We start from the raw sequence: 18,149 nt of genomic DNA on the forward strand, positions 1-18,149 counted from the left end.
CGCACACCATCCCATCCCCTGTCGCACAATTCTCCCTCCTGACTCCCTCTCTCCACACATCCCCTCCCCTTGTTACCGGCATTTCGGCGTACCGGAGGCTGCGGTGCGTGGTGCGCTGCGCACCCGGAGAGACTGTTGCCTTCCTCACCTACCGGCGAACACGAGCGGTGATGCGTTCGCCGGTGGAGGAACTGATGGACGGAACCAGTACGTTGGAGTTGTACGCCCCACCCGCACAGGAAGGCCCTCCGATGAGCGACGAACCGGACAACCCGGACAACCCGTTCAAGGGAACGCCGTTCGAGGCCATGTTCCAGCAGTTCTCCGGTGCGGCCGGCGCGGGCGGCACCCCGGACCTGAACGCGATCTTCGCCCAGGTCCAGCAGTTGCTGAGCGGTTCGACCGACGGCAAGCCGGTGAACTGGGACCTGGCCAAGGACATCGCCCGCAAGACTGTCGCCACCGCCGGGGACCGGTCGATGACGTCTGCCGACGGCGATCGCGTCGCGGACGCGGTCCGGCTCGCCGAGCACTGGCTGGACGAGGCGACCACGCTGCCCGAGGTGTCCGCCACCTCCGCGGCCTGGAGCCGCGCCGAGTGGGTCGAGAACACGCTGCCGGTGTGGCAGACCGTGGTCGACCCGGTCGCCGAGCACGTCGCGGGTGCGATGGGCAACGCGCTGCCGGCCGAGGCGCAGCAGTTCGCGGGCCCGATGGCCGGGATGCTGCGGCAGTTGGGCGGTTCTGTCTTCGGGGCCCAGGTCGGCCAGGGGCTCGGGGAGCTCGCCAGCGAGGTGGTGAGCTCGTCCGACATCGGGCTGCCGCTCGGGCCGACCGGCCAGGCGATCCTGCTGCCCGACAACGTCGCGAAGTTCGCCGAAGGACTTGGACTCACCGACGAGGACGTTCGGCTGTACCTGGCCCTGCGCGAGGTGGCGCACCAGCGGCTGTACGCAGGGGTGCCGTGGCTGCGGCAGCACCTGCTGGCCGCGGTCGCCGACTACGCGGCCGGTATCGAGGTCGACACCGGCAAGATCGAGCGCGCGATGGCCGACATCGACCCGCAGAACCCGGAGGCCATGCAGGAGGCGCTTGCGGGCGGCCTGTTCGAGCCCGAGGACTCCGAGCAGCAGAAGGCAGCGCTCGTCCGGCTCGAGACGACGCTCGCGCTGGTCGAGGGCTGGGTGGACGACGTCGTACGCGAGGCGACCAGGGACCGGATGCCGTCGGCGATCCAGCTCTCCGAGACGGTACGGCGCCGTCGGGCGGCTGGCGGTCCGGCCGAGCAGACATTCGCGACTCTTGTCGGTCTTCAGCTTCGACCGCGGCGGCTGCGCGACGCGGCCAACCTGTGGGCGGCCGTTCGTGACGCTCGCGGAGTCGACGGTCGCGACAACCTGTGGTCGCACCCTGATCTGATGCCGAGCACTGCTGACCTCGATGACCCCATCGGGTTCGCGCAGCACGCGGGTGAACTCTCCAACATCGACATCTCCGACTTCCTGACCGATGAAGACAAGCCGACCGACTCCACCTCGGACGACGACGGCGACAACCCCACCAAGTAGTCGTTCCCGGGTCGCGGGGAGACTTGCGGGGTGCTTCATGGGAATGCGGTTGAGGTCTTAGACGGCTGGAGTGCGCCCGACGCGGAGCAGGAGGAGCTGCGGGCGCACTACCTGCGGCATCTCGCGTCGCATGCAGACGGGATGTGGCGGAGCTGTCGGCCGGAGCATGTGACGGCTAGTGCGCTGGTGGTTGACGGTGCGGGGCAGAACACGCTGCTGACGCTGCACAAGACCGTCGGGCGGTGGCTTCAGCTCGGCGGGCATTGCGAGCCCGGCGACACGACGCTGCCGGGTGCGGCGCTGCGGGAGGCGACGGAGGAATCCGGGCTGTCGGGTCTGACGATCGGGCGGGAGCCGTTGCAGCTTTCGCGGCACCTGCTTCTTGGTGGCGGGTGCGCGGGGGCGTATCACCTCGACGTGCAGTTCCTCGTGACCGCGACGACCGACACGGAGTACGTCGTGAGCGAGGAGTCACATGATCTTGCGTGGTTCCCGCTCGATGGGCTGCCCGCGGACACGGATTCCTCTGTGCAGGAGCTCGCGGCCCGGGCGCGGCACCAGCTCTCGCGCGCCTGACGGTCTTTCGCGCGGCTGAACTGCGGTAGGCCCGCAGAACTGTGGGCCGACCCGAATGGCCGGCCCACCTCCCCACAGCAGGACATCAACGTTCCCCAGCCCTGCTATCCCTCGTCCCACACCCCGTAATCCCCGCTGGTACTGCGATCCCCGTTCCCCGTTGGTCCTGCGTCCCCGTTGTCGTGCGTCCCCGTTGTCGTGCGTCCCCGTTGTCGTGCGATCCCGTTGTCGTGCGATCCCGTTGTCGTGCGATCCCCGTTGTACTGCGGTCCCGTTGGTCCTGCGTCCGCGTTGTCCTGCGATCCCCGTTGTACTGCGGTCCCGTCGGTGCTGCGCCCCGTTCGCAACGCCCCCGTTGTACTGCGTCGCTGCGATCCCCCGTGATCCCCCGTGATCACCGGCCTGCGAATCCCCCGTTGTACAGCTGATCCCCGTGATCCCCCGGGCCTTGCGAATCCCCCGCTGCTAGAGCTGTTCCCCCGGAGTCCCCCGGCCCTGCGAAAACCCGCTGGTACAGCTGTTCCCCGTGAGCCCCCCGGCCTTGCGACCCCCGTCGGTACAGCTGTTCCCCCGGAGTCCCCCGGCCCTGCGAATAACCCGCTGGTACAGCTGTTCCCCGTGAGCCCCCCGGCTCCGTGGGTACGGCTGTCCCCGTGTCCCACATGATCCCCCGGCCGGTGGGTGCAGCTGTTCCCCCGTGATTTGTGTTGCTGTGTTCGTCCCCCGTGCGATCCCCGTCGTACTGCTGCACCCGCTGCCGAGGCTGGCCGCATCCCCCCGGGTGCGGCTGGCAGTGGGCTGATGTCGGGTGCCGCCCCTGAACGGCATCGGCTATCAGCTGGACTTCCCCCGAAGTCCCCCGCCGCATGATGAAACGAGCCGCGAGCAAGAAGGTGACGGGTCAGACATGAAGAAGTTTCGAAAGACTCACGACTTCGGCTCGATCAGCCCGCGCTGGAGGGCCGTCATGATCGCCTGCGCCCGGTTCGACACCTCGAGCTTCTCGTACAGGCGCTCGACGTACGTCTTCGCCGTGGACACGCTCACCGACAGCGCCACCGCGATCGCCCGGACCGACAGGCCTTGCCCGAGCAACTCGAGCACCTGCGACTCACGTGGACTCAGCAGCGCCTGCGCAGACGACTGGTCGCGCCGAGCCATCGCAGGCCCGAGCCCCGTCGCCGTGAAGGAGGTCGGCGCGACGGCGGCATGCCGGATCGCCGCCAGGATCTCCTCCGTCGGCGCAGTTCTCGCGACGAACGCGGACACTCCCGACTCGAGGGCCTCGAACAGAACACCGTCCTGCCCCTCCGGCGCCAGCAGGACGATTCCGAGCTCGGCGTACCGGTTGCGGAGTTCGCGAGCGATCCGCAGACCGTCCTGGTCGGGCGGAGTCGCATCGAGTACGACGACGTTCGCGCGGGTCGACAGCACTATGCCGACCGCGTCGGCGCGCTGGCCGGTGTCGCCGACGATCTCCAGATCCGGTTCATGGTCCACCAGACCGGTCAGGCCGTAACGGACCAACGTGTGATCGTCGATCACGACGACCCTGACGAAATCATGCATGGCTCCCCCCGCGGACCAAACTACGCAGCGTGACGCAGTTGCGATAGGGACTGTCGCCTCTACCGCCTGAAGATCTGGTCGCACCAGATACAACCCCATCAGCCCGGCCGCCACCATCCGAGCACCGTCACTGCACGCCGCCCCGCGACAGGCGAGGACGGATCGGCGTCGACGAGCCCGATCCTCGCCTGCAGCGCGGGCCGCCCGCCGGCCGGGCAGATCAAACCGCCGGGGCAGATGTACGCCGTGAGTTGCACCCCGAAGGTGAAGGCGGGCGAATCAACGGGCAGATCGATCGCCACACCGGACAAAGCCCCAACGGCAGTGAGGCGCAACGCGCGAACCACCGCACCAGCTCCCACTACCGGCGTCCCCGCACCAACGCTCAGATCAAGGACCGCAGCAGGCGCGTATACCGTGCCCAAAACCGACAACCGACCCGAGACCATCGCGCAAGCGCTTGTATTACTGGGATATGGCCCCTCGACCACACATCCGTCCGCAGCGCGCAGAGCAGGCGGCGTGTAGCTGAGCTCCAGCCGCACCGCATCGATGTCCTCGGTATCGCCCTTGACCGGCAGCCCCGCGGTGAGGGCCAGGCTCGCTCCGGTGAAAGTCCCCGCATAGACGGCCTGCGCCAGCGATCCCGTGTGGCTCGCGTCAAGTGGCACGGTCTCGGTCTGGTACGACGTTCCGCCCGCGGCACCGGTCAGCGACGCGGTCAACGGCGCACCAGATCCGACGTCGAGCGACACGTCCAGCTTGTCCGTCGACGCGACGTCGCTGTGCCGATGGGTGATCTTCAGCGCAGCCGACCGCAGCACCGAGCCGGCCGGAATCGGAGCAGGCGGAGCGAAGCCGTTGATCGTGACCGGAGCGGTGTCGTTGGCCACCGTGCTCTTCCAGGTGGCCGCGACGCCGTCGACCGTGGACAGGCGGGACGGCGTCGCGGTCAGCCCGAACTTGCTCACCAGCGAGACCGCGGTCGGCTTCAACGCGCTCGCCCCGCTCGAGTCGACCGAAGAGTCGGCCCCGCTGGTGAGTCCTCGGAGGGCGATCGGCGGCTCCGTGGCGGAATAACTGCCGCACAGCTCTGCCTTTCCCGATTTCACGTCCAGGCGGCTGTCGCCACCGAAGATGAACTGCACCCCGGCGGTCGCGCCGTCGAGCGGACTCGCACACGAACTGCCCGACAGCGTGCCACCGACCAGGTTGCCGCCGTCGACCGTCCAGACGTTGTCGCCGCTGTCGAGCAAGGGGTTCGACTCGTTGTGGAAGTCGAAGTAGTAGATGCCCGGCTTGAACCACCAGGTGCTCCCATGGCACGGGCTGTCGCTCTTCATCATCGCGCTCAGCCCGACCGCGTCGTCGTAGTAGCCAGGCAGAAACGCGACGACCGAGCCCGGCGTCGTACACGCGGGTAAGGCTCGCAGCGGAGGCACACTGGTCAGCGGAGATCGGTACGCCGGATCATCGCCGCCCGGGAGATCGCCAAGGTTGCAGAGCGGATTCCCCAGCAGGTCCCCAGAGCATCCGCCACTCGCGGACAGCGCGCCGGCGCTCAGCTTTCCAGCCGGCACGGCGACGGACGAATGAGATACGACCTTGCCGTGGATCTGCAGGGTTGAGCCCGCCGGCTGTTGGACCGTCAGACCGTCCTCGCCGGGTATCTGCCCGAGAGTGAGCAGCGCGTTGTCCGGCCGATTGCACTCGCTCGCGTCCTGGCAGTGCACCACTACCTGCTTCGGATCTGGCTTGCACGTCACCGTGGCGGAGTCGAGTCCGTTGAAGAGGATGAGCGACAAAGTGTCGGACAGTCCGAAGCATCGCTGGCCCGAGTTCCCGTTGTACCCGCTGTTGCGCAGGTTGTTGATCGCGGCCTCCATGGCGCCATCAGCCGCGTACGACGCGACGGTCTGGTCCCGGAGACTCTTCGACACCCGTTCGGCGGTGTCGGTCCGGGACAGCAGAGCCGACAGCGCCAGTCCGATCACGGTGATCACCACCAAGACCAGCAGCAACGAGGACCCACGTTCGTCCCGGCGCCTCACGACTGTCTCCGCAGACCGCTCAGTGCGACCTCGTAGTCGCCGGTGGACGGCCTGGACATCACTAGTCGCAAGGTGATGTCCTCTGGCAGCTCAGCAGAGTCACACCCAGTCGAGCAGGTGACCGTAAGGCTGCCCGACTTCACATTCGACGCAAGCCGTAGGTCAGAAGACGGTGTCGTACTCGGACCCAGGCAACGCGCCCGGTGCAGCTCCCCGGCCTCATTCACGTAGTACGCGACGACCGCCGTGCGTCGGACTGCCGGAGTGACCGACGTGTCCCAGTAGTCCGACAGCAGCCGAACCGCAGCACCCGGCAAGGGACCGCAGACCACGCCACCGGCCGAGTCCACGGCGTTGAGCTGCACCGATGGTTCGAACGGCAGCGATCCGTCCAGGGCGACGGCTCCGTAGTCGCGCAGGCCAACCGCGGCGACGTCGCGGGCGAAGTACGTCGCGCCGAGCTGGGCATCTTGCGCCATGTCCAGCCGGTCCGACGTCGCACTCATCTGGTGCAGAGCGTTCACCACGAGATCAGCCAGGCCGACCGTGACGACCCCCATCAGGGTCATCGTGATCAGCAGCTCGATCAGCGTGAAGCCTTGCTCGGTACGTCTCAGCCGCACGGCGGATCCCCGAGCCGGCACGGCTTCCGCAGTACGACGTCCAGCGTCTCGGCCGCACGCCCGTCGGTACTCGCCACTGACACCCGCAACCGCTGCAGCCCGCGGTCCGGTAGGCAGAGCGGCAACCACAGCACACCGGTCCAGTACTGCACCGACCCGCTCACCACTCGAGCCGTGAACCCGGCCGGCGGAGTGAAGCCGGGTACGGCGTATGACGAGGCGCACGGGACGTAGTGGCCATCGGCGACGTACTGCTGCAGCGCCTCGGCGTAATTGCGTACCGTCGTCACAGCCGTCGCCTGTTTGCGCTGGGTGTCCGACATCAGCACGGTCGTCGTCAGACCCGCCATCACTGCGACGACCGCGACGCCCATCAGGGCGATCGCGACCACCAGTTCCAGCAGGCTCTCCCCGCGTTCCCGCATCAGCCCTGCACCTGCCGGAAGATCCCGTACATCGCGGACACCAGCGCGATCGCGACGAAGCCGACCACACCGCCCATCAGCACGATCACGGCCGGCTCGAACAGGCCGATCAGCTTCTTCAGCTTGTAGTCCAGCTCGCCCTCGTAGTACTGCGCGGTGACCTCGAGTTGGGCGTCCATCGTTCCGGTGTCCTCACCGACCCGGATCATCTGGGCGGCCGTGGCCGGGAACAGCTTGGTGGCCGCGAGCGGGCGGGCCAGCCCCTCGCCCTGCAGCATCGCCTCCATCACGCCCGCGAGCGACCGGCGATAAACGCGGTTCGGCAGGGAGCCGGTCGCGACCCGCAGCGCCTGGGGCAGCTGGACGCCCGCGCTGACCATGGACGAGAGGATCCGGCAGAAACGCTCGACCAGCGCGAACTGGACGGTCGGCCCGATCACCGGCACCGCGAGGACCAGGCGGTCCCGCAGGTAGCGGCCGGGTGTCGTGCTCAGCACGTAGACGAGCAAAAGCGTGAGCACACCCAAGCCGATCATCAGCATCCACCACCAGCCGGTGAGGAAGTTCGTGATCGCGAGCAGGATCCGGGTCGGCAACGGCAACCGGGCTCCGAGGCTGTCGAAGAACGCCTGGAACCGGGGCAGCACGAAGCCGGCGAGGACGACCAGCGTCACCACGGACATCGCCGCGACGACCGCCGGGTAGATGGTGGCCTGCTTGATCCGCCGGCGAGCTTCGAGATCGCGCTCCAGGTATCGGGCGAGCTGGCCGAGCGCGGTGTCGAGACGGCCGCTCAGCTCGGCCGAGCGGAGGATGCCGCGGTAGAACTCGGGGAAGATCCGCGGATGCCGGTCGAAGCAGTCCGACAGGCGCTCGCCGTCGCGTAGGCCGTCCTCGACCTCGAGCATCATCCGGCGTACGGACGAGTTCTCCGCCTCGCGCCCCAGGCTGTGAACGGACTCGGTCAGCGGCAGCCCAGCCCCCACGAACGCACCGAGCTGCCTGGTCAGGTGCATCACCTCTTCCCGCTTGACCCGTCGCGCGGTGATCTCCAGCTGGAGCAGGCCGGGCTTCTCGGACAGCCGGATGTTCCGCAGCTCCCGCTCGTACAGGGCCAGCTCGGCCTCCTCCCGGCTCTCGGCCCGCGTAGTACCGCGCTTGGTACTCCCGTCGGGCTTGGCCGCGACGTACGCATATCTGGTCATCGCATCCCCACCGTGTAGATCGACCGGAGCACCTCGGCGACCGTGGTGACCCCTGTCTGCGCGAGCCGGGCGCCCTCCTCGTGCAGCGTCCGCATGCCCTCGTAGCAGGCGACTTTGCGGATCTCGGCCAGCGGCGCGCGATCGACGATCAGCTCGCGGATCGGATCGGTCACCGGCAGCAGCTCGTACACGCCGGTCCGTTCGAGGTAGCCGGTGTGCGCGCAGAAGTTGCACCCCGCGCCGCGGATCAAGCCGCCGACCGGGATCTCGGCGCCGGCACTGCGCAGGAACGCCAGCTCCGCGGCCGGCGGCTCGTAGTACTCGCGGCAGTTCTCGCAGACCTTGCGGATCAGCCGCTGTGAGATCACTGCGCTCACCGACGACGCGACGAGGAAGTTCTCGATTCCCATGTCCAGCAGGCGATGCAGAGCCGTCGCGGTGTCGGTGGCGTGCACCGACGACAGCACGAGATGCCCGGTCAGGGCGGACTGTACGGCGATGCGCGCGGTCTCCGCGTCCCGGATCTCACCGACCAGGATGACGTCGGGGTCCTGCCGCAGGATCGACCGCAGCCCGGTGGCGAAGGTGATCCCGGCCGCCTCGTTGATCTGGATCTGGTTGATCGAGGCATAGCTGTACTCGACCGGGTCCTCGATCGTCATGATGTTGCGCTCGGGGCTGTCGATCTCGCCGAGCGACCCGTAGAGCGTCGTGGTCTTGCCGCTCCCGGTCGGCCCCGCGCAGATGACCATCCCGTACGGCGTCCGCAGCAACGCGGCGTACCGTTCCGCCAGCTCGGGAGGCATTCCGAGCTGCTCGAGCCGGAACAGCGGCCTGCTCTTGTCGAGAAGCCGCAGGACGACCTTCTCGCCGCCGACGACAGCTGCGGTCGAGACCCGGATGTCGACATCGCGGCCCTCGACCTGCATCCGGATCTGGCCGTCCTGCGAGCGGCGTCGCTCGACGATGTTCAGGTCGGCCAGCACCTTGATCCGGCTGGCCACCGCAGGCCCGATCGCGCCGGGCAGGTCGAGCTGGTCACGCAGTGCCCCGTCCACCCGGAACCGCACCCGGACCCGGTCGTCGTGCGGCTCGATGTGGATGTCTGAGGCCCGGTCGCGCAGGCCCTGGGTGATGATCAGCTGGACCACCTGGACGACGGGCGAATCCTCCTTCACCACGAGCTCGTCGGACTCGAGCGCCGTACCGCGGGCCTGGAACTGCTTGAGCGGCTCGTCGATCCCGGCCAGTGCACGGAAGCTGTTGTCGATCGCGCGGACGATGTCGGGAGCCGCCGCGAGAGCGAGCCGCACCGGTCGGCCGAGCGCCTCCTGGACTTGCAGACCCAGCGCCGGGTCGGCGAGTACGACGAGTACCTCGCCCTCGCGGATCGCCAGCGGTAGCGCGGTCAGCCGTCGGGCCGTCTGCTCGTCGATCAGCGCGGTCGCACCTGCCTGCGGGGTGACGGTCCACAGGTCCACCAGCGGGATGCCGTGCCGCTCGGCCACCTGCGCTGCTCGGCGTCGTTCCGCTGGAAGATCGACGGACACCGGCTGCTTCCCCTCTCCGCGGTGCCTCACGCCTGCACCGCCCCGGAGCGGATCCTCGGCCGGAGCTCGATCTCGTTCGGGTGGGAGGTGCGGGAGTAGGCATCCTCCGGCCGGATCTCGCCGGCGACGATCAGCTCCGAGAGGGACTGCTCGAGCGTGATCATGCCTTCGCGCCGACCGGTGACCAGGGCGTTGCGCAACTGGTGCGTCTTGCCTTCCTTGATCAGGTTGCGGATGCCGGCGTTCGCGACCATCACCTCGAACGCCGCCACCAGTCCGCCGCCGACCCGCGGGATCAGCCGCTGATGTACGACGCCGCTGAGCGCCGCAGCCAGCTGAACCCGTACCTGCGACTGCTGCTCGGGCGGGAACACGTCGATGATCCGGGCCAGCGACTGGGCCGTGTCGTTGGTGTGCAGAGTCGCGAAGACCAGGTGGCCCGTCTCGGCGATGGTCAGAGCGAACCGGATCGACTCCAGGTCTCTCATCTCACCGACCAGCAGTACGTCGGGGTCCTCGCGCAGGGCGGCCCGCAAGGCGTCGGGGAACGACGCCGTGTCGCTGCCGACCTCGCGCTGGTTCACCGCCGAACGGCGATGTTCGTGCACGTACTCGATCGGGTCCTCGATCGTGATGATGTGGCAGGCCCGATCGGTGTTGATCTGGTGGATGACCGAGGCCAGCGTGGTCGACTTGCCGGATCCGGTCGGCCCGGTGACCAGGACGAGGCCCTGATGCAGCCGGGCAAACGTTTCGACCACCGGCGGCAGCCCCAGTTCCGACATCGTCGGGATGCTGCGCGGGATGACGCGGAGCGCGAGCGCGGTGTCGCCGCGCTGGGTGAAGGCGTTCGCGCGGATCCGCGCGTCGTCCCGCCAGGAGAACGAGAAGTCGTGCTCGTACGTCGTCTGCCAGACGTTCGAGCGGTGTGGGTTGAGGATCTCCGCGAGCATCGCGTCGGTGTCCCGCCGGGTCAGCGGGGTCTTGTCCGCCGCCGGTCGCAGGACACCGTGGACACGCAACTGCGGCGCCATTCCGACGGTGAGGAGCAGGTCGGTGCCGCCGGCGTTCCAGAGTTCTTCGAGCAACAGATCCACCCGGCTGCCAGGCACGGGAATTCTCATGACGTCCCTTCGGCATGATCGTCTGACCGGAAACGACGCGCCATGGACGGGCCGGTCCTCCTCCGACCGGTCCGTCCTCGCGGTGCGGGGTTACGTGCAGGCGCCGGCCGCGGTGACCAGACCGTTGACGCCGAGGGTGATGGTGTAGCCGTCACCGACCGGACGGCTGCGCAGCAGTTGGTTGACGCCGACGGTGAGCTCCAGCCAGCCCGGGTCACCGGCGGGTGGGTAGGCGCCGTTCTTCGCGTAGTACGCCTCGACGGCGACCTCAACGCTCTTCTTGTCGGTCTTGCAGGCGGCCGCGTTACCGCGGTCCTGGATACCGGAGACCGCGAAGACGACGACCCCGGACAGCACGCCCAGGATGACGATCACGACGAGCAGTTCGATCAGGGTGAAGCCGGACTGGTTTCTGGTGCGGGTCCGAGTCGTGTGGTTGCGGGCACGCCGGACTGTTCGGGCGACAAGGGCCCGAAGCGGGTAATTCATGCTGCTTTCCTTTACAGATGCTCCGGCAAGCGACGGAGACGGGGTCTTCCAGGCGCGGCAGCCGCGAACGAAGACTCAGCTCGACCCCTGTAAATCCAGCCGGATCCGCCTCACACATCCCCCCGGATGATGCTTGCTGCCGCGTCAAAGACTCGCCTCTGCAAGCCCCGCGTCACAGCGGGTGAACGCCCGACGTCCCTGGCCACCCGACCGACAGCTGTCGGTCGTTCTACCGACAAGCCTCAGGCTCGGCGCAACAGCGACCTGGTCGCGTCCCAGCCCTCCAGACCGGGATCCAGCCGCGCTATGTCAGCCGCCGATCGCAGCCGATGCCAGCCAGGGCCGATCGCGACAGCGTGACGGCGTGGTTTGCGTGCTTCCAGGACCGACAGTTCCGTGTCGAACGTTGGCGCGACCTCGGCGACCCAGTCCGCGACCGGAGTCTTGGTCCCGATCGCCGCGAGGGTGCCGTCCTCGGCTGGAGTGACAGCGATGTCGGCGGTGCTGAGGGCGCGGAAGAGCTTGCCGATCAGCAGGCCCGGCAGGTCCGGTACGTCGTGCGACACCGCGACGACCGCGGCCGCCGGACCGGCGAGCTCTACCGCGTGCAGGACCGGCCGGGCGGCGTCGACGGCGTACGTCGGGGTGCCGGGCCAGGTCAGTGCACTGACCTCGGCGACAGCCTCCTCGTCTCCGCCTGCGACAGCGACCGCTACGTCGACGCGATCCAGGCCGGCGAGTACTTCGTAGGTGTCCTCGGCCAGCGCCAATCGCCAGGCGTCGGCGTCCCGCCCGGGCGGCGCCCAGGTCCCGGCAGCCGGCACGACGACGACCACAACGCGCCGGTCGGAGGCAGCCGCGCGGGCGTCAGGTGCCTCGTGGTCGGTCATGCGGGGGTGCTCACGTTGTCGTAGCAGGTGCGGGCTGCGTTCACCTGAGGCATGTGGTCTTCGGCCCACGTCTTGATGGAGGCGATGAGCGGCATCAGCGTTTCGCCGAGCGACGTGAGTTCGTAGTCGACGCGGACCGGCACGGACGGCGTGACCGAGCGAGTGAGTAGGCCGTCGCGTTCGAGGGAGCGGAGGGTCTGGGTCAGCATCTTCTGGCTGACGCCGGCGATGCGGCGGGACAGGTCGGAGTACCGCTGTGGGCCGTCGGCGAGGGCCGTGAGGATGAGGGTCACCCACTTGTCGCTGATGCGGTCGAGAAGTTGCCGGGCCGGGCAGGTCGCCAGGAAGGCGTCGTACTCGCGGGCTGCCTCTTCGCGGAGCTGGGCGGCGGCGCGGGTGGGCATGGCTCTCCTTGTCGTACGGTAGGCACCCTTAAGTGCGTACTTCCCGATAGAGAGTAACTCTCCCACAGTGATTGAAAACCCAATTCTCAAGGAGAGCAACGATATGCGCGCACTAGTCGCCCGCCGCCTCGACGGGCCGGACGCGATCGAGCTGATCGAGACCGCCGTACCCGAGCCCGCCGAGGGCCAGCTCCGGATCAAGGTGGCAGCCGCCGCAGTCAACCCGGTGGACCTCGCAGTCAGCGCGGGAGTGCTGGTGGAGGTCGGGCTGACGGCTGCTCGGGAGCAGTTCGGCCTCGGCTGGGACGTAGCCGGAACCGTGGACGCCGTCGGACCCAACACGTCAGCACCAGCGCAGACCGTGGTCGGAGTGGCGGACTTGCTCGGCCGAGCGCTCAAGACGCACGCGGAGTACGTCGTACTGGACGCGGACGCGGTGGTGCGTGCGCCGGAAGGTGTGGACCTGGCCAACGCAGCAACGTTTGGGCTCAACGGGCTGACAGCACTGCAGGCCGTCAACGCCCTACAGGGACAGACAGTGCTCGTCACCGGAGCCGCAGGAGGTGTCGGTGGGTACGCCGTCGAGCTGGCCAAGCACCGTGGCCTGACGGTGATCGCGAGCGCCGGAGCAGGTGACCAGCGGACCCTTGGCGCGGACCACTTCATCGACCGCGACGACGACCTGGCTGCAGCCGTACGACGGATCGTGCCAGCCGGCGTGGACGGCGTGATCGACGCCGCGATCGTCGGAATCGCGGCGCAAGAAGCGGTACGCAACGGCGGCCGGCACGTACATCTGCAAGGAGGCCCACGACCACCCCAGCTTCGCGGGATCACCGTGGAGCAGCTCTTCGTACACGTCAGCCGAACCGATCTCGACGAGTTGGTCGAGCTGGTTGAGGCGGGCGCCGTCTCGACGCGCGTGGCCGACAGCTATCCGTTGGAGCAGGCAGCCGTCGCGTACAAGCGGCTTGCCGGGGGTGGCATCCGCGGACGGCTGGTCCTGACTCCTTAGGCCGGGACGCCGAGCTCGAGCTCGATCAGGCCGAGGCGCATCGCGGTCATGATCGCGTTGGCGCGGTTGGTGGCGCCGAGCTTCTCGTACAGGCGGGAGACGTAGGTCTTCGCCGTCGACAGGCTGACGAACATCGTGGTCGCCATCGCCGGCACGGACAGGCCGGTCGACAGCAGCGACAGCACCTCGAGCTCACGCGGACTCAGCGTGATGGCCGACTCAAGCGCCGAGGCTGCAGAGCCGACCGAGGTCAGCGGGGTCGGCATGACGACAGTACGGCGAGCCAGCGCGGCACCGAGCCCGGTCGCGGTGAACGAGGAGGCGGCGACCGCGGCATGGCGGATCGCGCAGAGCACCTCGGTGGTCGGCGCGGTCTTGCCGACGAACGCGGAGACACCGGTCTCGAGCGCCCGGAACAGTACGTCGTCCTCTGCCTGCGCCGTGAGTACGACGATGCCGAGCTCGCTGTGCCGGTCCCGGAGCCCCCGGGCCAGCTGCAGCCCGTCCGCGTCCGGCAGCGCGACGTCCAGGACGACGACGTCCGGTCGGGACGACGCGACCAGGGCCGGCGCCTCGGCCGCGAGGCCGCACTCACCGACGATCGTGATGTCGGCGTCGGCCCCGACGAGCCTCACCAGGCCGTACCTGGTCAATGTGTGGCCGTCGACTACGACGACTGTGATCGAGTTTCGCATGGCCTCTCCCCCGTAGAACCTTTCCTTGCTCCCCCAGCTAGAGACGGTGTTTGTCACCTTCCGTAACGATCATCGAACTTCACCTACAGCCCGTTACGGAATTCAAACAGGTGCTTTTGGTCGCGATGGTTGAACGCTTGGTTACGAAATTTCGCCAGAAACTTTCCAAGGCTCACCCTGCCGCCAGAACAGCGATCAAGGCGCCGCAGAGCATGAACGGGCCGAAGCTCAGGCTGTGCTGGAGCGTCACGCGACGGGCGACCAGCAGCGCCAGACTGACCACCGACATCAGCACGAAGCCCAAGGACGCCCCGGCGAGCAGCGTCGGCCAGCCCAGCCAACCGAGCGCGATCCCGAGTCCACCCGCCAGCTTGACGTCACCGATGCCGAGCTGCCCCCGGCTGATGAGAGCCAGGACGAGGTAGCAGCCGCCGAGGACCAGACCGCCCGCCGCCGCGCGCAGCAGCTTGTCGGGATGCCCCTCCGTCAGAGCGGAGATGCCGAACAACGCAAGCAGTCCCGGGTACAGCGGCAACGTCAGCCGGTTGGGCAATCGCTGCACCGCGAGGTCGATGGCGGCCAGGGCGACGCCGAGCGCCCCGACGAAGGCGTACGCCGCCGCGTCGGCAAGTCCGGCGAAGCGCCAGAGCAGCAACGCGAGCACGGCCGCGGTGACCAGCTCGAGCACGAGCGGCACGCCGTACCAGCCGTGGCACTGGCGACAGCGGAAGCGGCCGGCGATCGGCGCCTCGCATCGCGAGCACGTGGTGCGGGCGGGTTCGCCATCCGCCACCGACAGCCGGAAAACCGTGCTGCGCAAGAGCAATCCGGCCACGAACCCAATGATGCCTCCGGCAACTGACCACACGATGTCCATGCGGGTGAAGGTACGGCGGGCGCCCGTGCGGCGGAACGACTGCACGCGAGAAGTGGCCGTCCGGCGCACGAAGCCGAACGACCGGCTGACGGCGTCCGCCGATCGACTGACGCCGAAGGCAACCATGTCGGCCGATCGACGTGCGCTTCTGACCGGTTGGCCGGTGCCGCGGGTGGCCGGCGGTCCAGCACCGTTGCGGATACCGGAACGGCAGCTCGCCGTTCGGCCACCGGGGGGTCCTGGTACCCGCCACCAGTTAAGGAGTTCCAGATGCTCAACACCCTGCTCACCCACGTACGGAACGCCATCGAGCAGACGCGTCGCGACGAGCGCGGCGCCACCATGATCGAGTACGGCCTGCTGGTCGCACTGATCGCCGTCGTCGTGGTGCCCGCCCTGCTGATCCTGGGCCCGGCCATCGTCGCGCTGTTCACCGGTATCGCGGGCAACCTCTGACGGTCCGAAGACCTGCCGATCCGCTCTGTTCGATTCCCGGGTGGTGCGGCCCGGCCGAACCGGCCGGGCCGCCGCTCACACCAGGTTGGAGTCCTGATGCGCACGTCCAAGATGTTCCGCCGCCTGGTGCACGACGACCGCGGCGCCAACCTGATCGAGTACGGCCTGATCGCGACGCTGCTCGCGCTCGTCGTCGTACCCACTCTCATCCTCCTCGGCCCGGCCGTCGCCGCGTTGTTCGCCGGCGTCATCGGCGCCTTCTGATCCAGGAGAAACTCATGGAACCGAGACGAAGCAGCGGCGCCGGCGCGGATCGCGGCGCCGCAGCTGTCGAGTTCGCGCTGCTGCTTCCGCTGTTGCTGCTGGTCGTGATGGGCATCGTCGACTTCGGCCGGATGCTCAACGCGCAGGAGACACTGACGAATGCGGCGCGGGAAGGTGCCCGGCTGGTCGCTCTCGGCCAGCCGAACGTCGCAAGTCGTACGCAGGCCGCCGCCACAGGGTTGAGCCCGGTTGGCGTCGCGATCCAGTCGAGCTGCCCGACCGGCGCCGGCCCGGGTTCCAACGGCAGCGTCCAGACCAGCTATACGTTCCAGTTCACCCCCGGCCTCGGGTATCTCGTCGGTCTCTTCGGTGGCAGCGGCCTGAGCGGCCAGACCACCCTCACCGCCCGGGGGGTCATGCCATGCGAGACCTGATGCGGCCGATGATGCGGCGGCTCGGCCGCGATGACCGCGGAGCCTTCGGAGTGCTGGTCGGGATGCTGTTCGGCACCGGCGTACTGCTCGGCATGGCGGCGCTGACCATCGACGTCGGCAGCCTCTACCAGGAGCGTGCCGAACTGCAGAACGGCGCCGACGCCGGATCGGTGGCCGTCGCCAAGAGCTGCGTCACCGGCACCTCGTGCACACCTGGTACCGCGGCCACCTACGCGAACCTCAACGCCAAGGACGGTGCGTCGGCCGTCACGCTGGTCTGCGGGCACGACGTCAAGGGCGGCCTGCCCGGATGCCCGGGATCCAGCGGGACCCGGGTCGACTGCCCCACGGCACCGGCGGCGGGGACCAACTACGTCGACGTACACACCGCCACCCGGACGTCAGGTGGCTCGTCGCTGCTGCCTCCGACGTTCGCCCGAGCCCTGACCGGCAATGCCGGCTACGCGGGTACGACGGTGCTCGCCTGTGCTCGGGCGATGTGGGGACCGGCGCTGAAGACCTCGCAGTCACTCGCGATGACGCTGTCGTTGTGCGCCTGGACGCAAGCGACCGGCGGCACTCCCCCGACCTTCGGCGCCGACGTGCGGATCTTCGTGCGAGACGCTCCCAACGCACCGAGTTGTGCGGGTCTGAGCGCGCCCGGCGAGTTCGGCTGGCTGAGCGATTCCGGCGGCTGCACCGCCGCGATCGACCTGACGCAGAGCGGCTACATCACGGGCAGCGACCCGGGCAAGAACATCTCCGCCGCGTGCCAGAGCGCGTTGCTCTCGTACGTCGCGAACAAGACGCCGATCTTCATCCCGATCTTCGACACCACCACCGGCACCGGCAACGGCGCCACGTACCACCTCGTCGGACTGGCTGCCTTCGTGCTCACCGGCTACGCGAACATGAACCCGCTGAAGGACGCCATCCCTTCGCCGTTCAACCGCGGGTCGTGTCCGAACGGAGCGACCACGCCGTCCTGCATCTACGGACATTTCACCCAGGCCCTGGCGCCTGTGACCACCACCGTCGGCACCGGAACGTACTTCGGCGCGGCGGCCATCAAGCTCGCCGGCTAGCACCGTCAGCAGAAGAGAGAACACCATGAAACGTCGAGTTTTGACCATCGTGCTCGCGGTCGTGCTGGCCGTGCTCGGAACGTTCGCAGTCCTGGTCTACGTCAACAACGCGGATGCTCGCGCGGTGGCCGGCCAGCAAGCGGTGACCGTTCTCGTGGCCGGCAAGGCAATCCCGCAGGGTACGACGGCACGCGAAGCGAAAGCGTCGCTGCACAAGGAAACGCTGCCCGCGTCCTCGGTCTCGGCCGATGCCGTCGCGGACATCACCGCCGCCCAGGAGGACCTCGTCACCACCGCGGACCTGAGCCCCGGCGAGCTGTTGCTCAAGTCGATGCTGGTGACCACCGCGCAGGCGACCGGTGGTCTGACGATTGCCGAAGGCAACATGGCGGTGACGATCACGCTGTGCAGCGCGGAGATGGTGGCCGGCAACGTGAAGGTCGGGTCCGAGGTTGCGGTGTTCGACACGATCGTCACGCACACCACCGGCGAGGTGACCGGGCAGCCGAACTGCACGGGCCAGCACAAGCAACAGAGTTGCTCGTGCGGCGGCACCACCCGCATGGTCATACCGAAGGTGCGAGTGATCGCTGTCGGTCCGGCGGCGGCTCCGACCACGAGCGACGCCAAGACGACGAACAGCGCATTCTCGCAGGGATCCGGACCGCAGAACGACCTGACGCTGGTGACCGTCGCCGTCAAACAAGACGATGCCGAACGGCTGATCTGGCTGACCCAGGTCGGCCTGCCGTATCTCGCTTTGCTCGGTCCGTCCACGACGGCTACGCCGCAGACCCACGAGATCCCCCTGTTCCCCACGCCGGCGCCGAAGAAGAAGTGAGGACCGAG

At 68.3% G+C, this 18,149-nt stretch carries 20 protein-coding genes; 8 read left to right on the forward strand and 12 right to left on the reverse strand.

The features are described 5' to 3' along the window. Positions 1-194: 194 nt before the first annotated feature. Positions 195-1,568, forward strand: coding sequence for a zinc-dependent metalloprotease (locus tag ACQPYH_RS34505; RefSeq protein WP_432880102.1), 1,374 nt, complete (start codon positions 195-197; stop codon positions 1,566-1,568). 30 nt (positions 1,569-1,598) lie between these two features. Then, on the forward strand, positions 1,599-2,144 hold the full coding sequence (locus ACQPYH_RS34510; RefSeq protein WP_432880104.1) for an NUDIX hydrolase: 546 nt from the start codon (positions 1,599-1,601) through the stop codon (positions 2,142-2,144). Positions 2,145-3,071: 927 nt separating this feature from the next. Here the strand turns inward: ACQPYH_RS34510 and ACQPYH_RS34515 are convergent. From ACQPYH_RS34515 to ACQPYH_RS34560, 10 genes are all read right to left on the reverse strand, one after another. After that, complete coding sequence (locus ACQPYH_RS34515) at positions 3,072-3,713, reverse strand: LuxR C-terminal-related transcriptional regulator (protein ID WP_432880106.1); 642 nt, start codon at positions 3,711-3,713, stop codon at positions 3,072-3,074. 98 nt (positions 3,714-3,811) lie between these two features. Then, positions 3,812-5,764, reverse strand: a complete 1,953-nt coding sequence (locus tag ACQPYH_RS34520) for a hypothetical protein (RefSeq protein WP_432880108.1) — start codon at positions 5,762-5,764, stop codon at positions 3,812-3,814. Then, a complete protein-coding gene (locus tag ACQPYH_RS34525) occupies positions 5,761-6,387 on the reverse strand; it encodes a PulJ/GspJ family protein (RefSeq protein WP_432880110.1) in 627 nt (208 codons plus the stop codon). The genes ACQPYH_RS34520 and ACQPYH_RS34525 overlap by 4 nt, the downstream gene beginning before the upstream one ends. After that, a complete protein-coding gene (locus ACQPYH_RS34530) occupies positions 6,378-6,812 on the reverse strand; it encodes a type II secretion system protein (RefSeq protein WP_130439838.1) in 435 nt (144 codons plus the stop codon). Before ACQPYH_RS34530 ends, ACQPYH_RS34525 begins: the two co-directional genes overlap by 10 nt. After that, positions 6,812-8,017: a type II secretion system F family protein gene (locus tag ACQPYH_RS34535; RefSeq protein ID WP_432880113.1), complete on the reverse strand. Its 1,206-nt coding sequence runs from the start codon at positions 8,015-8,017 to the stop codon at positions 6,812-6,814. Before ACQPYH_RS34535 ends, ACQPYH_RS34530 begins: the two co-directional genes overlap by 1 nt. After that, positions 8,014-9,525 (reverse strand): GspE/PulE family protein, encoded by a 1,512-nt coding sequence (locus ACQPYH_RS34540; protein WP_432880116.1) that lies wholly within the window; start codon positions 9,523-9,525, stop codon positions 8,014-8,016. The genes ACQPYH_RS34535 and ACQPYH_RS34540 overlap by 4 nt, the downstream gene beginning before the upstream one ends. Before the next feature lie 68 nt (positions 9,526-9,593). Further along, positions 9,594-10,691 carry a type IV pilus twitching motility protein PilT gene (locus tag ACQPYH_RS34545; protein WP_432880119.1) on the reverse strand — a complete coding sequence of 366 codons (1,098 nt, stop codon included), beginning with the start codon at positions 10,689-10,691 and terminating at the stop codon, positions 9,594-9,596. Between the two features lie 90 nt (positions 10,692-10,781). Beyond that, complete coding sequence (locus tag ACQPYH_RS34550) at positions 10,782-11,180, reverse strand: type II secretion system protein (RefSeq protein ID WP_432880121.1); 399 nt, start codon at positions 11,178-11,180, stop codon at positions 10,782-10,784. 242 nt (positions 11,181-11,422) lie between these two features. Beyond that, a complete protein-coding gene (locus tag ACQPYH_RS34555; RefSeq protein ID WP_432880123.1) occupies positions 11,423-12,070 on the reverse strand; it encodes a DUF2064 domain-containing protein in 648 nt (215 codons plus the stop codon). Continuing rightward, positions 12,067-12,474, reverse strand: a complete 408-nt coding sequence (locus tag ACQPYH_RS34560) for a winged helix-turn-helix transcriptional regulator (RefSeq protein WP_432880125.1) — start codon at positions 12,472-12,474, stop codon at positions 12,067-12,069. The genes ACQPYH_RS34555 and ACQPYH_RS34560 overlap by 4 nt, the downstream gene beginning before the upstream one ends. A gap of 103 nt (positions 12,475-12,577) precedes the next feature. On the opposite strand from ACQPYH_RS34560, the gene ACQPYH_RS34565 reads away from it, so the two are divergent. After that, positions 12,578-13,489: an NADP-dependent oxidoreductase gene (locus tag ACQPYH_RS34565; protein ID WP_432880127.1), complete on the forward strand. Its 912-nt coding sequence runs from the start codon at positions 12,578-12,580 to the stop codon at positions 13,487-13,489. Here the strand turns inward: ACQPYH_RS34565 and ACQPYH_RS34570 are convergent. Beyond that, positions 13,486-14,184, reverse strand: a complete 699-nt coding sequence (locus tag ACQPYH_RS34570) for a response regulator (protein ID WP_432880129.1) — start codon at positions 14,182-14,184, stop codon at positions 13,486-13,488. The genes ACQPYH_RS34565 and ACQPYH_RS34570 overlap by 4 nt on opposite strands. A gap of 172 nt (positions 14,185-14,356) precedes the next feature. Then, a complete protein-coding gene (locus ACQPYH_RS34575) occupies positions 14,357-15,061 on the reverse strand; it encodes a prepilin peptidase (protein WP_432880132.1) in 705 nt (234 codons plus the stop codon). Between the two features lie 270 nt (positions 15,062-15,331). On the opposite strand from ACQPYH_RS34575, the gene ACQPYH_RS34580 reads away from it, so the two are divergent. From ACQPYH_RS34580 to cpaB, 5 genes are all read left to right on the forward strand, one after another. Continuing rightward, positions 15,332-15,517 (forward strand): Flp family type IVb pilin, encoded by a 186-nt coding sequence (locus ACQPYH_RS34580; RefSeq protein WP_432880134.1) that lies wholly within the window; start codon positions 15,332-15,334, stop codon positions 15,515-15,517. Positions 15,518-15,613: 96 nt separating this feature from the next. After that, positions 15,614-15,781, forward strand: a complete 168-nt coding sequence (locus ACQPYH_RS34585) for a Flp family type IVb pilin (protein ID WP_432880136.1) — start codon at positions 15,614-15,616, stop codon at positions 15,779-15,781. A 14-nt stretch (positions 15,782-15,795) separates the two neighbouring features. Beyond that, the gene (locus tag ACQPYH_RS34590) at positions 15,796-16,215 is read left to right on the forward strand and encodes a TadE/TadG family type IV pilus assembly protein (RefSeq protein ID WP_432880139.1); all 420 of its coding nucleotides are present in this window, start codon (positions 15,796-15,798) and stop codon (positions 16,213-16,215) included. Then, complete coding sequence (locus ACQPYH_RS34595; RefSeq protein WP_432880141.1) at positions 16,203-17,300, forward strand: pilus assembly protein TadG-related protein; 1,098 nt, start codon at positions 16,203-16,205, stop codon at positions 17,298-17,300. Before ACQPYH_RS34590 ends, ACQPYH_RS34595 begins: the two co-directional genes overlap by 13 nt. A gap of 25 nt (positions 17,301-17,325) precedes the next feature. Next, entirely contained in the window at positions 17,326-18,141 is an 816-nt protein-coding gene (cpaB, locus tag ACQPYH_RS34600) for a Flp pilus assembly protein CpaB (RefSeq protein ID WP_432880143.1), read from the forward strand. Positions 18,142-18,149: the final 8 nt, after the last annotated feature.

It is taken from the genome of Kribbella sp. CA-245084, assembly GCF_050942355.1.
GTDB lineage: Bacteria > Actinomycetota > Actinomycetes > Propionibacteriales > Kribbellaceae > Kribbella.

What these genes read in the sequence shown, in the direction of transcription:
- ACQPYH_RS34505 (WP_432880102.1), top strand. Translation starts at nt 195, where the DNA reads ATGGACGGAACCAGTACGTTGGAGTTGTACGCCCCACCCGCACAGGAA.
- ACQPYH_RS34515 (WP_432880106.1), bottom strand. Translation starts at nt 3,713, where the DNA reads ATGCATGATTTCGTCAGGGTCGTCGTGATCGACGATCACACGTTGGTC.
- ACQPYH_RS34530 (WP_130439838.1), bottom strand. Translation starts at nt 6,812, where the DNA reads ATGCGGGAACGCGGGGAGAGCCTGCTGGAACTGGTGGTCGCGATCGCC.
- ACQPYH_RS34535 (WP_432880113.1), bottom strand. Translation starts at nt 8,017, where the DNA reads ATGACCAGATATGCGTACGTCGCGGCCAAGCCCGACGGGAGTACCAAG.
- ACQPYH_RS34545 (WP_432880119.1), bottom strand. Translation starts at nt 10,691, where the DNA reads ATGAGAATTCCCGTGCCTGGCAGCCGGGTGGATCTGTTGCTCGAAGAA.
- ACQPYH_RS34550 (WP_432880121.1), bottom strand. Translation starts at nt 11,180, where the DNA reads ATGAATTACCCGCTTCGGGCCCTTGTCGCCCGAACAGTCCGGCGTGCC.
- ACQPYH_RS34555 (WP_432880123.1), bottom strand. Translation starts at nt 12,070, where the DNA reads ATGACCGACCACGAGGCACCTGACGCCCGCGCGGCTGCCTCCGACCGG.
- ACQPYH_RS34560 (WP_432880125.1), bottom strand. Translation starts at nt 12,474, where the DNA reads ATGCCCACCCGCGCCGCCGCCCAGCTCCGCGAAGAGGCAGCCCGCGAG.
- ACQPYH_RS34565 (WP_432880127.1), top strand. Translation starts at nt 12,578, where the DNA reads ATGCGCGCACTAGTCGCCCGCCGCCTCGACGGGCCGGACGCGATCGAG.
- ACQPYH_RS34570 (WP_432880129.1), bottom strand. Translation starts at nt 14,184, where the DNA reads ATGCGAAACTCGATCACAGTCGTCGTAGTCGACGGCCACACATTGACC.
- ACQPYH_RS34575 (WP_432880132.1), bottom strand. Translation starts at nt 15,061, where the DNA reads ATGGACATCGTGTGGTCAGTTGCCGGAGGCATCATTGGGTTCGTGGCC.
- ACQPYH_RS34580 (WP_432880134.1), top strand. Translation starts at nt 15,332, where the DNA reads ATGCTCAACACCCTGCTCACCCACGTACGGAACGCCATCGAGCAGACG.
- ACQPYH_RS34585 (WP_432880136.1), top strand. Translation starts at nt 15,614, where the DNA reads ATGCGCACGTCCAAGATGTTCCGCCGCCTGGTGCACGACGACCGCGGC.
- ACQPYH_RS34590 (WP_432880139.1), top strand. Translation starts at nt 15,796, where the DNA reads ATGGAACCGAGACGAAGCAGCGGCGCCGGCGCGGATCGCGGCGCCGCA.
- ACQPYH_RS34595 (WP_432880141.1), top strand. Translation starts at nt 16,203, where the DNA reads ATGCGAGACCTGATGCGGCCGATGATGCGGCGGCTCGGCCGCGATGAC.
- cpaB (WP_432880143.1), top strand. Translation starts at nt 17,326, where the DNA reads ATGAAACGTCGAGTTTTGACCATCGTGCTCGCGGTCGTGCTGGCCGTG.